The sequence below is a fragment of the Streptomyces luteoverticillatus genome, from assembly GCF_003970715.1.
Lineage (GTDB): Bacteria > Actinomycetota > Actinomycetes > Streptomycetales > Streptomycetaceae > Streptomyces > Streptomyces abikoensis.
Map to the genome: position 1 here is coordinate 943,538 of NZ_CP034587.1, position 14,842 is coordinate 958,379.

At 73.1% G+C, this 14,842-nt stretch carries 10 protein-coding genes; 4 read left to right on the forward strand and 6 right to left on the reverse strand.

Annotation, left to right across the window (positions count from 1 at the left end; translation table 11 throughout):
* Positions 1-11 precede the first annotated feature (11 nt).
* The 4 genes from EKH77_RS03890 to EKH77_RS03905 form a co-directional block, all read right to left on the reverse strand.
* The gene (locus tag EKH77_RS03890) at positions 12-1,187 is read right to left on the reverse strand and encodes a thiolase domain-containing protein (RefSeq protein ID WP_126913031.1); all 1,176 of its coding nucleotides are present in this window, start codon (positions 1,185-1,187) and stop codon (positions 12-14) included.
* Positions 1,184-2,242: a thiolase domain-containing protein gene (locus EKH77_RS03895; protein WP_126913032.1), complete on the reverse strand. Its 1,059-nt coding sequence runs from the start codon at positions 2,240-2,242 to the stop codon at positions 1,184-1,186. The genes EKH77_RS03890 and EKH77_RS03895 overlap by 4 nt, the downstream gene beginning before the upstream one ends.
* 81 nt (positions 2,243-2,323) lie before the next feature.
* Positions 2,324-3,280 (reverse strand): OB-fold nucleic acid binding domain-containing protein, encoded by a 957-nt coding sequence (locus EKH77_RS03900; RefSeq protein WP_126913033.1) that lies wholly within the window; start codon positions 3,278-3,280, stop codon positions 2,324-2,326.
* A 15-nt stretch (positions 3,281-3,295) separates the two neighbouring features.
* Positions 3,296-4,096: a crotonase/enoyl-CoA hydratase family protein gene (locus tag EKH77_RS03905; RefSeq protein WP_126913034.1), complete on the reverse strand. Its 801-nt coding sequence runs from the start codon at positions 4,094-4,096 to the stop codon at positions 3,296-3,298.
* Between the two features lie 153 nt (positions 4,097-4,249).
* Here EKH77_RS03905 and EKH77_RS03910 point away from each other — a divergent pair, with 153 nt between their 5' ends.
* The 4 genes from EKH77_RS03910 (at position 4,250) to EKH77_RS03930 (ending at position 12,042) form a co-directional block, all read left to right on the forward strand.
* Complete coding sequence (locus EKH77_RS03910; protein WP_126917869.1) at positions 4,250-5,884, forward strand: acyl-CoA synthetase; 1,635 nt, start codon at positions 4,250-4,252, stop codon at positions 5,882-5,884.
* Between the two features lie 261 nt (positions 5,885-6,145).
* Positions 6,146-8,092 carry a phosphocholine-specific phospholipase C gene (locus EKH77_RS03920; protein WP_126913036.1) on the forward strand — a complete coding sequence of 649 codons (1,947 nt, stop codon included), beginning with the start codon at positions 6,146-6,148 and terminating at the stop codon, positions 8,090-8,092.
* Positions 8,093-8,195: 103 nt separating this feature from the next.
* The gene (gene paaK / locus EKH77_RS03925; RefSeq protein WP_126913037.1) at positions 8,196-9,497 is read left to right on the forward strand and encodes a phenylacetate--CoA ligase PaaK; all 1,302 of its coding nucleotides are present in this window, start codon (positions 8,196-8,198) and stop codon (positions 9,495-9,497) included.
* A 106-nt stretch (positions 9,498-9,603) separates the two neighbouring features.
* Positions 9,604-12,042, forward strand: coding sequence for a penicillin acylase family protein (locus EKH77_RS03930; protein ID WP_126913038.1), 2,439 nt, complete (start codon positions 9,604-9,606; stop codon positions 12,040-12,042).
* 50 nt (positions 12,043-12,092) lie between these two features.
* On the opposite strand, the gene EKH77_RS03935 is transcribed toward EKH77_RS03930, so the two are convergent.
* A complete protein-coding gene (locus EKH77_RS03935) occupies positions 12,093-13,643 on the reverse strand; it encodes an acyl-CoA synthetase (protein WP_126913039.1) in 1,551 nt (516 codons plus the stop codon).
* A complete protein-coding gene (locus EKH77_RS03940; RefSeq protein ID WP_126913040.1) occupies positions 13,640-14,821 on the reverse strand; it encodes an NAD(P)H-dependent flavin oxidoreductase in 1,182 nt (393 codons plus the stop codon). The genes EKH77_RS03935 and EKH77_RS03940 overlap by 4 nt, the downstream gene beginning before the upstream one ends.
* Positions 14,822-14,842: the final 21 nt, after the last annotated feature.

The following is a 14,842-nucleotide window of genomic DNA, read 5'->3' on the forward strand; positions in this document are numbered from 1 at the left end:
CGGATCCGGCCTCATCCGGTGGGCGGGGCAGTGCCGACGAGCCACATGGCGAAGAACTGGGCGCCACCGCCGTAGGCGTGCCCGAGGGCCCTGCGCGCGCCGGGCACCTGGTGCTCCCCCGCCGCGCCCCGCACCTGGAGCGCGGCCTCGGCGAAGCGGAGCATGCCGGAGGCCCCGATGGGGTTGGTGGACAGGACCCCGCCCGAGGGGTTGACGGGGAGGTCGCCGTCGAGTTCGGTGACGCCGGCTTCGACGAGCTTCCAGCCCTCGCCCTCGGCGGCGAGGCCGAGGTTCTCCAGCCACATCGGCTCGTACCAGCTGAAGGGGACGTACAGCTCGGCGACGTCGATCTCGCGGCGGGGGTCGGTGATCCCGGCCTGGCGGTAGACGTCGGCGGCGCAGTCGCGGCCGGCGCGCGGGGAGACGAAGTCCTTGCCCGCGAAGAGCGTGGGTTCGCTGCGCATGGCCCCGCCGTGCACCCAGGCGGGCGGCCGCGGGGCGCGGGCGGCGCCGGCGCGGTCGGTGAGCACCATGGCGCAGGCCCCGTCGGAGGAGGGACAGGTCTCGGAGTAGCGGATGGGGTCCCAGAGCATGGGTGAGGAGCGCACCGCCTCCAGGGTGAGGCCGTGCTCGTGGAGGTGGGCGTAGGGGTTCTTCAGGGCGTTGCGGCGGTCCTTGTGGGCGACGAGCGTGCCGGTGCCGGCGGGGGCGCCGGTGCGGCGGATGTACGCGCGGACGTGTGGGGCGAAGAAGCCGCCGGCGCCGGCCAGGAGGGGCGGCTGGAAGGGGACGGGCAGGGAGAGGCCCCACATGGCGTTGGACTCGGACTGCTTTTCGAAGGCCAGGGCGAGGACGGTCCGGTGGACGCGGGCGGCGACGAGGTTCGCGGCGACGAGGGCGGTGGAGCCGCCGACGGAACCTGCGGTGTGGACGCGCAGGACGGGTTTGCCGGCCGCGCCGAGGGCGTCGGCGAGGTGGAGCTCGGGCATCATGACGCCCTCGAAGAAGTCGGGGGCCTTGCCGATGACGACGGCTTCGATGTCGGTCCAGGTGAGTTCGGCGTCGTCGAGGGCGCGCCGGGCGGCCTCGCGGACGAGTCCGGCGAGGGAGACGTCCCGGCGGGCGGCGGCGTGGTGGGTCTGTCCGATGCCGGCGACGGCCACGGGTTCCTTGCTCGTGCCGCTCACGCGGGGTCTCCTTCCAGCACGGCGACGAGGTTCTGCTGGAGGCAGGGGCCGGAGGTGGCGTGGGCGAGGGCCCGGTGGGACTCGCCCCGGTGGATACGGGCGGCGGCCTCGCCTATGCGGATGAGCCCGGCGGCCATGAGGGGGTGGGCGGCGAGGGCGCCGCCGGAGGGGTTGACGCGGACGTCGCCGGTGAGGCGGAGGGCCTTGCGCAGGATCACTTCCTGGGCGGTGAAGGGCGCGTGGAGTTCGGCGGTGTCGACGGGCGCGTCGAAGGCCCCGGCGCGTTCGGCTGCCAGGCGGGTGGAGGGCGAGTCGGTGAGGTCGCGCCGGCCCGGGTCGTGGGGTTCGATCCGGTGGTCGATGCCGCGGATCCAGGCGGGCCGGGGGCACATCCGCCGGGCGCGTTCGCCGGCGGCGAGAACGACGGCCGCCGCGCCGTCGCTGACGGGCGGGCAGTCGCCGGTGCGCAGGGGGCGTACGACGTAGTCGCCGTGGGGGACGGCGCCGCGCAGTTGGGCGTGGGGGTTGTCGGTGGCGGCCGCGCGGTTACGGGCGGCGATGGCGGCGAGGGCGTCCTCGTCGGTCTCGCCGGCGTCGATGAGGGCCTGGGCCTGGAGGGCGGCGAGAGAGACGGAATCCGGCCACAGGGGTGCCAGGTAGCAGGGGTCGAGCTGGCGGGTGAGGACGTCGCGGATGTCGCCCGCGGAGGACTTGCCGTGGGCGTAGACGAGGGCGGTGTCCGCCTCGCCGGTGAGGATCTTCACCCAGGCCTCGTACAGGGCCCAGGCCCCGTCCATCTCGACGTGGGACTCGGCGATCGGGGGCCAGGCGCCGACGCCGTCGAGGGTGAGGGTGAAGGAGAAGGGCCGGCCGGCGAGGTAGTCGCTGGAGCCGGAACAGGTGAAGTCGGCCTCGCCGGGGGCGAGTCCGGCCCGGTCGAGGACCTCGCGCAGGACGGGGAGGAGCAGTTCCGTCTCGGAGAGCCCGGGGGTGGCGCGGCGGTGGTCGCTCTGGGCGAAGGCGACGACGGCCACGTCGCGGGGGCGCGGCGTCACAGCGGCCTCCTGGTCACAACGGCCTCTTGGTCATAGCAGCCTCTTGGTCACAGCAGCCTCTTGGTCACAGCAGCCTCTTGGTCACAGCAGCCTCTTGTAGGTGTCGTAGTCGGCGTCGGGTTCGCCGGTGGGCCGGTAGTGGTCGGGGTGGCGGTCGCCGTCGCGCCAGACGGGCTCGACGCGCAGGCCCATGCGCACCTGGTCGTAGGGGATGCCGGCGATGCGCCCGTGGAGGGCGAGGTCGGCGCCGTCGAGGGCGATGTGGGCGTAGACGTAGGGCACGTCGATGGCCAGGTTCTTCGCCTTGATGCTGACGACGCAGAAGGTGGTGACGGTGCCGCGGGGGCCGACGGCGACCTGTTCGGTGGCGGCGACTCCGCAGGTGGGGCAGGCGCCGCGCGGTGGTACGTGGACCTTGCGGCAGGAGGGGCAGCGTTCGCCGGTGAGGAGACGGCGGGCGAGGTTCCCGAGGTGGCGGGTCTGGGCGCGGCCGGGTGTGTAGGTGTAGTCGAGGCGGGCGGGGGCGGTGAGGCTGGTGACGGGGTCGGTGAAGGTGCCGTCGTGCGGGGTGGCGTGGCCGGTTTCCGGTCCGTCGTAGGGCTCGTCGAGGGGTTCGAAGCAGGCGATGTCGGTGATGGCTCCGGTGCGCTGTTCCGCCCAGCGGACGCGGACGCGCGCGCCGGTGCGAACGGCTTCGGGGCCGGGGGCGTCGAGGGCGTGGAGGAGGGCGGTGTCGGCGCCGTCGAGGCGTACGAGCACCCAGGCGAAGGGTGTCGTGAGGGGCTGGTTCGGGCGGGGGGCGGGGTTCCAGGCCCAGGTGGTGACCGTGCCGGTGGTGCCCACTTCGACGAGTTCGCGGATCTCCTCGGCGGTGCCGGGGTCGTATTCGGCGGGCGGTACGAGCACACGGCCGTCGTGGGCGCGGACGCCGAGGACGACGCGTTCGCGCAGGCCGGTGAGGAAGGCGCTCTGGACGGGGCCGAGGGATCGGGTGAAGGGGAAGGAGACGACGAGGGGGGCGGTGAGGTGTTCCGGCATCGGTTCGCCTCCTCGTCAGGCGCGGCGGAAGACGGCGGGGCGTTTCTCGGCGAAGGCGCGGGCGCCTTCCTTGGCGTCGGCGGTGTCGAAGACCGGCCGGCCGCGTTCGAGTTCGAGGGCGAGCGCGTCGGGTTCGGGGAGGGCCGCGGCGTCGTGGACGCAGGCCTTGACGGCCTCGACGGCGAGCGGGGCGTTGGCGTTGACGAGTTCGGCGGTCGCGAGGGCCCGTTCGAGTGCGGTGCCGTCGGGGACGACGTGGCCGATGAGGCCGATGCGCTCGGCTTCGGCGGCGGTGTACGGGCGTCCGGTGAGCAGCATCTCCATGGCGTGGGTGTGGGGGATCTGCCGTGGCAGCCGGACCGTGGAGCCGCCGATGGGGAAGAGGCCGCGGCGGACCTCGAAGAGGCCGAAGACGGCGCCGCTGCCCGCGATGCGGATGTCGGTGCCCTGGAGGAGTTCGGTGCCGCCCGCGACGCAGGGGCCCTCGACGGCGGCGATCACGGGCTTGCGGGGCCGGTGGTGGCGGAGCATGGCCTTCCAGTGGAGGTCGGGGTCGGCCTTGAAGCGGGCGCGGACGGGGTCGTCCGGATTCCGTCGGTCCGCGAGCGCCTTGAGGTCCATGCCGGAGCAGAACGCGCCGCCCGCGCCGGTCAGGACGACGGAGCGGACGTCGTCGTCGGCGTCGGCGAGCAGCCAGGCGTCGTGGAGGCCGGCGAGCATCGGCAGGGACAGCGCGTTCCTCGCCTCCGGCCGGTCGAGGGTGAGGACGAGCGTGGCGCCGACGCGCTCCACGGTGAGGTGCTCGGTCCCGCCCATGGCGGACCTCCCGTCGTAGTCCTGGCCGTAGTCGTGAGGACCGGAACAGCGTGCAGGAGGCGGGGGCACGGTTCAATAGTTTTCTGACTGATCGTCAGATTTCTTGGGTCGGGGCCCTTCCGGTCGCCGCGCCCAGGTGCTCTGATGACCGCCGTGGACTACAACCTCGCGGATCTCCTCGAGTCGGTCGTGGACGTGGTCCCCGCCAGGGAGGCCCTCGTCCACCTCGACCTCCCCGGCGGCGGCGCCGAGCGCCGGCTGACGTACGAGGAGCTCGACACGGCGGCGGGCCGGCTCGCCGGCCACCTCTTCGGCAGCGGCGTCGGCCCGGGCGACCACGTGGGCCTGCACCTGTACAACGGCGTGGCGTACCTGGAGGCGCTCTGGGCCTGCCTGAAGGTCCGGGCGGTACCGGTCAACGTCAACTACCGCTACGTCGAGGACGAGCTGGCCTATCTCTACCGTGACGCGGACCTGGTCGCGCTGGTCTTCGACGGCTCCTTCACCGCCCGGGTGGCGGCGGCCCTCCCCCGTTCCGGGGCGCGGCTGCGGCACCTCGTCCGGGTGGGGCCGCCGCCCGCCGGCGCCCCCGAACCGGCCGTCGCCCCGGTGGACCTCGCCGACGCCGAGGCGTCCGGCTCGGCCGTGCGCGGCACCGTGGGCCCGCGATCGGGTGACGACCGGTTCATCGTCTACACCGGCGGCACCACCGGCATGCCCAAGGGCGTGGTGTGGCGGCAGGAGGACCTGTTCTTCTCCGGGCTCGGCGGGGGCGCGCCGACGGGCGCGCCGGTCAAGCGGCCGGAGGAGGTGGCCGAGCGCGTGGCGGCGGGCGGGGAGGGCCTGGTCTTCTTCCCCACCGCGCCGCTGATGCACGGCACGTCCACGCTCACCGCGCTCATCGCCCACCTCCTGGGGCAGAAGGTGGTCCTCCACCGCAAGTTCGTCCCGGAGGAGGTGCTGCGCACGATCGCCCGGGAGCGGGTCACCAATGTCTCCCTGGTGGGCGACGCGATGCTGCGGCCCCTGACGGAGACCCTGGCGGGGCCGCTGCGGGGAACCGACTGCTCGTCGCTGCTCAGCGTCAGCAGCTCGGGGGCCGTGCTGTCGGAGGCCGTGCGCGAGCGGTTCACGGCGCTGCTGCCCGGGGTGCGGCTGATCAACAACTTCGGCTCCTCGGAGTCGGGTTTCAACGGCACCGCCACCGAGGACTCCGGGCCCGAGCGGGGCTTCCGGCTGCACGTCAACGACCGTACGACCGTGGTGGACCCGGTGACCCACCAGCCGGTCGCCCCGGGCGTGCCGGGCCGCGTCGCCCAGCGCGGGCACGTGCCGCTCGGCTACCACAACGACCCGGCGAAGACGGCCGAGACCTTCTTCACCGCCGGCGGGGAACGCTGGGTGCTGCTCGGCGACATGGCGACCGTGGACGCCGACGGGGTGGTGACGGTCCTCGGGCGCGGCTCCCAGTGCATCAATACGGGCGGCGAGAAGGTCTTCCCGGAGGAGGTCGAGCAGGTCCTCAAGGCCCACCCGGCCGTCTACGACGTGCTGGTCACGGGCGTTCCGGACACCCGCTGGGGTCAGCGCGTCACGGCGGTCGTCCAGCCCAGGGAGGGGGCGGAGCCCCCGACCTTGGACGCCCTCCAGACGCACTGCCGGGCGCGGCTGGCGGGGTACAAGGTGCCGCGGGGGCTGGTGCTGACGGAGCGTGTCGAGCGCTCGCCGAGCGGCAAGGCGGACTACCGCTGGGCCCGGGCGGTGGCGGAGCGGGGATCCGGGGGCTGAGCGCCCACTTGTGGGGACAGGGGCTGGGGCTGAGGGCCTAGCCAGGGCTGGGGGCTGAGGGCCCAGGAGCCGGGGCTGGGGGCCGGGACCGGGTGGCCGGGGGCCGGGTGGCCGGGGGCCGGGAGGCCGGGGGCCGACCCATCCCACACCGTCTCTTGGGCCGCCGGACACCTCGGATGCGGCGGGTGGTCATCCCCGCGCCCTTCACTGAATCCGCCCGTCCCTTTTCCCCGGTCCCATTCCCCGGTCCCAGGAGATCCCATGACTCCCCTGACCCGTCGCGGTTTCCTCGGCGCGGCCGCGGCCACCGGCGCCGTCACGGCCCTGAGCTCGGCGCTGCCCTCGTCGATCCAGCAGGCGATGGCGGCGGCCTCTCCCGCCGGCACGCTCGACGATGTCGCGCATGTCGTCATCCTGATGCAGGAGAATCGTTCCTTCGATCACTACTTCGGCACCCTCAAGGGCGTGCGCGGCTTCGGCGACCGCTCCCTGCTCCGCTTCCCGGACGGCTCCGACGTCCTGAGACAGACGACGCTCGGCCCGCTGGGCGGGCGCGTGGTGCGGCCCTGGCACCTGGACACGGCCACCACCGACGCCCAGCGGGTCCGCGACCTCGACCACGGCTGGTCCGGGACCCACCGCGCCTGGAACAGCGGCCGCTACGACAACTGGATCCCCGCCAAGAGCGCCTGGACCATGGGCCACTACCGGCGCGAGGACATCCCGTTCCAGTTCGCGCTGGCCGAGGCCTTCACCCTCTGCGACCAGTACTTCTGCTCGGTCCAGGGCCCCACCAACCCCAACCGGCTCTACCAGTGGACGGGCACGGTCGACCCGGGCGGCAAGCAGGGCGGGCCCGTCACCGACAACTCCGAGAAGGGCTACTCCTGGACGACCTACCCCGAACGCCTGGAGGCGGCCGGGATCTCCTGGCGCGTCTACCAGCAGCAGGACAACTACGACGACAACCCCCTGGCCTGGTTCACCCGGTTCCGCGCCGCCGCGCCCGGCTCGTCCCTGTACGACAACGGCATGCTGCGCCGCCCCGCCGACGCCTTCGCCCAGGACGTCGCGGCGGGCCGGCTCCCGGCGGTCAGCTGGGTCGTCGCCCCCGAGAACCAGTCGGAGCATCCCGCCTATCCACCGGCCTACGGCGCCGACTTCACGGCGAAGTACGTCCTGGAGTCGCTGGCAGCCCACCCCGAGGTCTGGGCCAGGACGGTGGTGTTCCTCAACTTCGACGAGAACGACGGCTTCTTCGACCACGTGGCCCCGCCGGTCCCCCCGGCCGGCACGCCGGACGAGTTCGTGGGCGGCGCGCCGATCGGGCTGGGGCCACGGGTGCCGATGACGGTGATCTCGCCGTGGAGCCGTGGTGGGTACGTCCACTCCGAGGTCCTCGACCACACCTCGCCGCTGCGGTTCCTGGAGAACTGGACGGGCGTCAAGGAGCCCAACATCTCCGCCTGGCGGCGTACCGTGTGCGGCGATCTGATGAGCGCCTTCGACTTCGCCTCGAAGAACGTCTCCTTCCCCGCGCTGCCGGACACCACCGCGCTCGTCGCCGCCTGCGACCGGCAGCACTCCCTCCCCGAGGCCCGGCCCCCGGCCGACCCGCCGCAGCCCGCGCAGGAGTCCGGCACCCGGCCCGCCCGCCGCACGGGCTACGGCTTCGCCACCACGTCCTGGACCGACACCGCCACGGGCAGACTGTGGTTCAAGGTGGTCAATACCGGTACGCTCGGCGCCGGTTTCAGCGCCTACACGGTCAATTACCGTGCCTACGCGGCCTGGCATTACACCGTTCCGGTGGGCGGCGAGGCGAGCGACTACTTCAGCGCCCTGACCTACGGCGGCGGCAAGTACGACGTCGACCTGCACGGCCCCGACGGCTATCTGCGCGGCTTCAAGGGCGACGTCCGCACCTGGTCGGACGGGACCAAGGGGCACCCGGAGGCGGCCGTGACGCCCGATCCCGCCACGTCCGACCCCGCCACACCCCGGACGCTGCGTCTCACGCTCACCAACGGCGGTGGCGCACCCGTCGTCTTCACGATCTCCGACGGGCAGCGGGCCACGGTGGCGGCGGGCGGGAGCGCCCGGTTGACGCTCACGGCCGAGCGGGACGGCGGCTACGACCACACCGTCACGGCCGACGTGGGCGACGGCTTCGAGCGCCGCTTCGCGGGGCGCGTGGAAAGCCGGTGAAAGTTCACCCTTGACGCCCTGCCCTGACCCTGGATACTTGACCCTACCGGATCTACCGAACGATCGGTCGGGCACTCAGGGTCACGACAGGCAGGGGGAGACGATGACTGACGCGCGGGCGGACATGCGGGACGCGGTGGAGCGCATGTCCCGCGAGGAGCTGGAGGCGCTCCAGCGGGAGCGCCTGCGCGCCACGCTCCAGCATGTCTACGACAACGTCCCCTTCTACCGGCGGGCGTTCGACACCGCCGGGCTACACCCGGAGGACTGCCGGACGCCGGCCGATCTCGTCCGCTTCCCCTTCACCACCAAGGCGGATCTGCGCGCGCAGTACCCCTTCGGCATGTTCGCGGTCGACCGGCCGCGGCTCCGGCGGCTGCACGCCTCCAGCGGCACCACGGGCACCCCGACCGTCGTCGGCTACACCGAGCGCGATCTGGAGGTGTGGGCCGACGTGGTGGCCCGTTCCCTCCACGCGGCCGGCGTACGGCCGGGCGACACGGTCCATGTGGCCTACGGGTACGGCCTGTTCACGGGCGGTCTCGGCGCCCACTACGGGGCCGAGCGGCTCGGCTGCACGGTCGTCCCCGCCTCCGGCGGCATGACCGCCCGCCAGGTCCGGCTGATCCAGGACCTGCGGCCCGAGGTCATCATGGTGACCCCCTCGTACATGCTCACACTGCTCGACGAGTTCGAGCGCCAGGGCGTCGACCCCCGGAGCACCAGCCTGCGCGTCGGTGTCCTCGGTGCCGAGCCGTGGACCGAGGAGATGCGCCGCGAGATCGAGGAGCGTTTCGCGATCGACGCCGTCGACATCTACGGGCTCTCCGAGGTGATCGGGCCCGGCGTCGCGCAGGAGTGCGTGGAGACCAAGGACGGCCCGCACCTGTGGGAGGACCACTTCTATCCGGAGATCGTCGATCCGGTCACCGGCGAGATCCTGCCCGACGGGGCGTTCGGGGAGCTGGTCCTCACCTCGCTCACCAAGGAGGCCATGCCGCTCGTCCGCTACCGCACCGGTGACCTCACCCGGCTGCTGCCGGGCACCGCCCGGCCCGCCTTCCGGCGCATGGAGCGGATCACCGGCCGCTGCGACGACATGATCGTGCTGCGCGGGGTCAACCTCTTCCCCTCGCAGATCGAGGAGATCGTGCTGGACATCGCCGGTGTGGCGCCCCACTTCCAGCTGCGGCTCACACGAGAGGGCCGGCTGGACCGGCTCACGGTCCGCGCCGAGGCGCGGCCGGGCGCGACCTCGGAGCGGCGCGCGGCGGCTGCCGCAGAGATCGAGCGGCGGATCAGGGACGGCATCGGGGTGACGGCGGGCGTCGAGATCGTGGATCCCGAGACCCTGGAGCGGTCCCAGGGCAAGCTCAAACGGATCGTCGACGAACGCCCGAAGTGACGTCGCGGAGAAGGCCACGGAGAAGAAGGTCAACCGTGGGGACGTACGTGGCGTCCTTCTTCACGCACTCAACTGAGGTCAACTTCCGTCACTTCAGGGGGATTCTGTGACCGTTCGTCGTCGCTTACGATCATTCGCGGGCGTCTCGCTCGCCCTGCTGGCCGCCGCGTCCGCCTCCCTGCCGGGCGGGGCCGCTGCCGCCGCCCCAGAGCGTACGGGGCACCCGTCGGGCGGCGGCCTCTCCGCCGTCGTCCGCTACACCGAATACGGCATCCCGCACATCGTCGGCAAGGACTACGCGAACGTCGGCTTCGGCTCGGGCTGGGCCCAGGCCGCCGACCAGGTGTGCGAGCTCGCCACGGGATTCATCACCCTGCGCGGGGAGCGCTCGCGCTTCTTCGGCCCCGAGGGCAGAACCGACCGGTCCCTGTCCGACGCCGGCGACAACCTCTCCAGCGATCTGTTCTTCCAAGGGATCAACGACGCCCGGACCGTGGAGAAGCTCCTCGACCGGCCGGCGCCGGCCGGGCCCAGCCACCAGGCCAAGGAGCTGATGCGAGGCTGGGCCGCCGGCTACAACGCCTGGCTCCGCCAGAACCGCGTCGACGACCCCGCCTGCAAGGGCGCCCAGTGGGTCCGTCCCGTCACCGCGCTGGACGTGGCCCGGCGCGGCTACGCCATCACCATCCTCGGCGGCCAGGGCGCCGCGGCCGACGGCATCACCGGCGCCGAGCCCCCGTCCGGGCCCGGCACGCCCCACCCGAAGACTGCGGCGCCGGCGGATCCGGCGCGGGCGGCCCGCGAGTTGTTCTCCCGCCGCGACGCCGCCATGGGCTCCAACGCCGTGGCCTTCTCGGGCGCCACCACCGCCGGCGGGCGCGGGCTGCTCCTCGGCAATCCCCACTACCCCTGGGCGGGCAATCGCCGCTTCTGGCAGTCCCAGCTGACCATCCCCGGTGAGCTCGACGTCTCGGGCGGCTCGCTGCTCGGCCTCCCGATGATCTCCATCGGCCACAACGCGCACATGGCCTGGAGCCACACCGTGGCCACGGGCGTGCCCCTCAACCTGTACGAGCTGAAGACCGCGCCCTCCGACCCGTACGCGTATCTGGTGGACGGCAAACCCGAGAAGCTGACCAAGCGCGAGGTCACCGTCTCCGTGCGCGGCAAGGACGGCCGGCTGTCGCGGGTCAGCCGCACCCAGTGGTGGACGCGCTACGGCCCGGTCGTCAGCGGGCTCGGGCGCGAGCTGCCCACGCCCTGGACGAACACCTCGCTGTTCGCCCTGGCCGATCCCAACGCCGCCAACCTCCGGTTCACGGACACCTCGCTGGGCCTGAGCAAGGCGCGCGGCGTGCGCGGCGTCCAGGACGCGCTGCGCCGCACCCAGGGGCTGCCCTGGGTGAACACCGTCGCGGCCGACTCCGCCGGGCACAGCCTCTACACCCAGTCCCAGGTGCTGCCGCGCGTCACCGACGAGCTGGCGGGCCGGTGTTCCACGCCGATGGGCCGGCAGACGTTCCAGGCGTCCGGCCTGGCGATCCTGGACGGCTCGCGCGGCGACTGCGTCCCGGGCTCCGACGCCGACGCCCTGCAGCCCGGTGTCTTCGGCCCGTCCGCGATGCCGACCCTGGTCGACGCCCCGTACGCCGAGAACTCCAACGACAGCCCCTGGCTGGCCAACGCGGACCGGCCGCTCACCGGCTACCCGCGGATCTTCGGCGACACCGCCACGGAGCGGTCCTACCGGACGCGCGGCGCCGTCGAGGACGTCGCCGCCATGGCGCGGCGTGGCGAACTGACCGTGGACGACCTCCAGAAGCTCCAGTTCTCCGACCGCGCGCCCGCGGGCGGTCTGGCCGCCGCCGACGCGGCGAAGGCGTGCGCCGCGCTGCCGGGCGGCAGGGCGACGGGGAGCGACGGCAAGGCCGTCGACGTGTCGGCGGCGTGCGGTGTGCTGGCCCGCTGGGACCGCACGACGCGCACCGGCAGCAAGGGCGCCCTGCTCTTCGACCGCTTCTGGCGCAAGTTCACCGACGCCGTCCCGGACGAGCGGCGGTGGCGGGTGCCCTTCTCCCCCGCCTCCCCCGTGACCACCCCGAACACGCTCGACACCACGGCGGACGGATTCGCCCGCTCGCTCGCCGACGCCGTCGCGGAGCTCCGGACGGCGGGCATACCCCTCGACGCCCCGCTGGGCGAGCACCAGTTCGTCATACGCGGAGGCAAGCGCATACCCATCCCCGGCGGGTCCAACCGTCTGGGCGTCTGGAACGTCATCGAGGCCCGCTGGGACGGCGCGCACGGCGGCTACACCGACGTGGGCATGGGCTCCAGCTACATCCAGGCGGTGGGCTGGGACGGCAGCGGCTGCCCCGTGGCACGGACACTGCTGACGTACTCCCAGTCCTCGAACACCGCGTCGCCGCACTTCAGCGACCAGACCGAGCTGTTCTCGCTGGGCCGCATGGTCAAGGGCCGGTTCTGCGAGAAGGACATCCTCGCGTCGCCGGGGCTGAAGGTGGTGAGGGTGAGCGAGCGCTGAGGCACGATCCCGTCTGACAGGACGAGTCCTGTCAGACGGGACAGGTCCTGTCAGACGGGACGGTCCCGGCCGTGCCAGTACGGGTCGCGCAGCAGCCGTTTGTAGAGCTTGCCGTTGGGGTCGCGCGGCAAGGATTCGGTGAACTCCACGCTCCTGGGGCGCTTGTAGCCGGCGAGCCGGGCGGCGCAGTGGGCGAGGAGCTCGGTGGCGAGGGCGGCGTCCGGGGAACGGCCGGGCTCCGGTTCGACGACGGCCTTGACCTCCTCGCCCCAGTCGTCGTGAGGGACGCCGAAGACGGCGGCGTCGGCGACGGCGGGGTGGGCCAGGAGAACGGACTCGACCTCGGCGGGGTAGATGTTGACGCCGCCCGAGATGATCAGGTCGATCTTGCGGTCGTGGAGGAAGAGGTAGCCGTCCTCGTCGAGATGGCCGAGGTCGCCGACGGTGAAGAAGTCGCCGACGCGGCCGCGCCGGGTCTTGTCGGCGTCCTTGTGGTAGGCGAAGGAGCCGGTGGTCATCCGTAGATAGACCGTGCCGACCTGCCCGGTGGGCACGGGCTCGCCGTCGTCGTCGAGGACGGCGATCTCACTGATGGGCCAGGCCCGGCCGACCGTGCCGGGCTTGCGCAGCCACTCCTCGGACGTGGCGTACGCGCCACCGCCCTCGCTGGCCGCGTAGTACTCCTCGACGCACCCGCCCCACCACTCGATCATCGCCCGTTTCACATGCTCCGGGCAGGGCGCGGCACCGTGGATGGCGTGCCGCAGCGAGGAGACGTCGTAGGCGGCCCGTACGTCGGCGGGCAGGGAGAGCAGCCGGCGGAACTGGGTGGGGACCATGTGGGTATGGGTGCAGCGGTGGGCGTCGATCAGTCGCAGCATCTCCTCGGGGGTCCATTTGTCCATGACCACCAGCCGGTGCCCGAGGTGCAGGGACGCGGCCGCGAACTGCAGGACGGCGGTGTGGTAGAGCGGTGAGCACACCAGGTGGACGTTGCCGTCGTGGGGCTTGATGCCGAAGATGCCGAGGAACCCGCCGAGATGGGCCTCCTCGGGCGGGATGCCGGGCAGGGGGCGGCGGATGCCGCGTGGGCGGCCGGTGGTGCCGGAGGTGTAGTTCATGACCCAGCCGAGGGTCCGGTCGCCGGGCGGGGTGATGGGCCGGCCGTCGACGAGGGCGGCGTAGGGCCGGAAGCCGGCGATGTCGCCGACCGCGTACCGCCCGGAGGGCGGCAGCCCGGCCTCGTCGGCGGCGGCCCGCGCGGTGTCCGCCCAGCGCTCGTGGGCGATGAGCGCCTTGGCGCCGGAGTCCGCCAGGATCCAGGCGATCTCCGGGGCGACGAGGTGGTGGTTGACGGGGACGAGATAGAGACCGGCCTGGGTGGCGGCGAGATGGGCGGTGAGGAACTCGGCGCCGTTGGGGAGGACGGCGGCGAAGGCGTCGCCCTCGCGCAGTCCGGTCGCCCGGAGGGCGTGGACGAGGCGGTTGGCCTCCGCGTGGAGGTGGCCTGCGGTCCATTGCTCCCCGGACGGGGTGACCAGGACCTCCCGGTCGGGGTCGGCGGTGGCCTGGGCCCAGAAGCCGTTGCTCTGTTCTGTCATGAGGTCGTGTCCTCCTGGGGAGCGTCGCCACCTGCGGGCCGGTGGTCGCGTTGTGCCCACCCGTTCCGCCCTGCGGAACGATTGCCCACAACGGCGTTCAGCCGGTTCACCGCTCGTTCGAAGCCTCTCGTCAGGTCGTCGACCACCGCCTGGACGCTGCGGACCGTGTCCATCGACCCCACGATCTGGCCCACCGGCGTGCCCAGTAGCGGCACCACCTCGTGTTTCTGGATGCGGGAGAGGGCCTCGGCCACCAGGAGGCCCTGGAGGGGCATGGGCAGGGTGCCGGGGCCGTCGGGGGCGTCCCAGGCGTCGGTCCAGGGTGTGCGGAGCTGTCGGGCCGGCTTGCCGGTGAGGGCGCGGGAGCGGACGGTGTCGCCGGAGCCCGCGGCCAGGAGCTTGGCGGTCAGGGCGCGGGAGGTCAGGCCGGCCTCCGCGGTGGTGAGCCAGATCGAGCCCAGCCAGACGCCCTGCGCGCCGAGGGCGAGCCCGGCGGCGATCTGCTCGCCGCTGCCGATGCCGCCCGCCGCCAGGACGGGCAGCGGGTCGACGGCCCGGACGACCTCGGGAGTGAGCACCATGGTGGCGATCTCGCCGGTGTGGCCGCCCGCCTCGTAGCCCTGGGCGACGACGATGTCGACGCCCGCCGCCGCGTGCCGGACGGCGTGCCGGGCACTGCCGGCGAGCGCGGCGACGAGGATGCCCCGGCTGTGGGCGCGTTCGATGACGTCGGCCGGCGGCGGGCCGAGGGCGTTGGCGAGGAGCGCGAGGGGGTAGTCGAAGGCCACGTCGAGCTGGGTGCGGGCGACGTCCTCCAGCCAGCCCGTGATGCGCCAGCCGGAGCGTTCGCCCTCGGCCAGTTCGGGTACGCCGTGCTCGGCGAGCGTCCTGCGGACGAACTCCCGGTGCCCGTCGGGGATCATGGCCTCGACGTCGGCCTCCGTCAGGCCGGGGACGGTCCGGGCGGGCATGACGACGTCGAGGCCGTAGGGTCTGCCGTCGGTGTGCGCCTGCATCCAGTCGAGGTCGCGCTCGAGTTCGCCGGGCGCGGTGTAGCGCACCGCGCCGAGGACGCCGAGTCCTCCGGCGCGGCTGATCGCGGCGGCGACCGGGGGGAAGGGCGTGAAGCCGAAGAGGGCGTGCTCGATGCCCAGCCGGCGGCTCAGCTCGGTCCGCATGGGCGGCAGGATGCCGCACGG

Coding starts and splice junctions, on each gene's coding strand:
- EKH77_RS03900 (WP_126913033.1), bottom strand. CDS start 3,280: ATGCCGGAACACCTCACCGCCCCCCTCGTCGTCTCCTTCCCCTTCACC.
- EKH77_RS03905 (WP_126913034.1), bottom strand. CDS start 4,096: ATGGGCGGGACCGAGCACCTCACCGTGGAGCGCGTCGGCGCCACGCTC.
- EKH77_RS03920 (WP_126913036.1), top strand. CDS start 6,146: ATGACTCCCCTGACCCGTCGCGGTTTCCTCGGCGCGGCCGCGGCCACC.
- paaK (WP_126913037.1), top strand. CDS start 8,196: ATGACTGACGCGCGGGCGGACATGCGGGACGCGGTGGAGCGCATGTCC.
- EKH77_RS03935 (WP_126913039.1), bottom strand. CDS start 13,643: ATGACAGAACAGAGCAACGGCTTCTGGGCCCAGGCCACCGCCGACCCC.
- EKH77_RS03940 (WP_126913040.1), bottom strand. CDS start 14,821: ATGCGGACCGAGCTGAGCCGCCGGCTGGGCATCGAGCACGCCCTCTTC.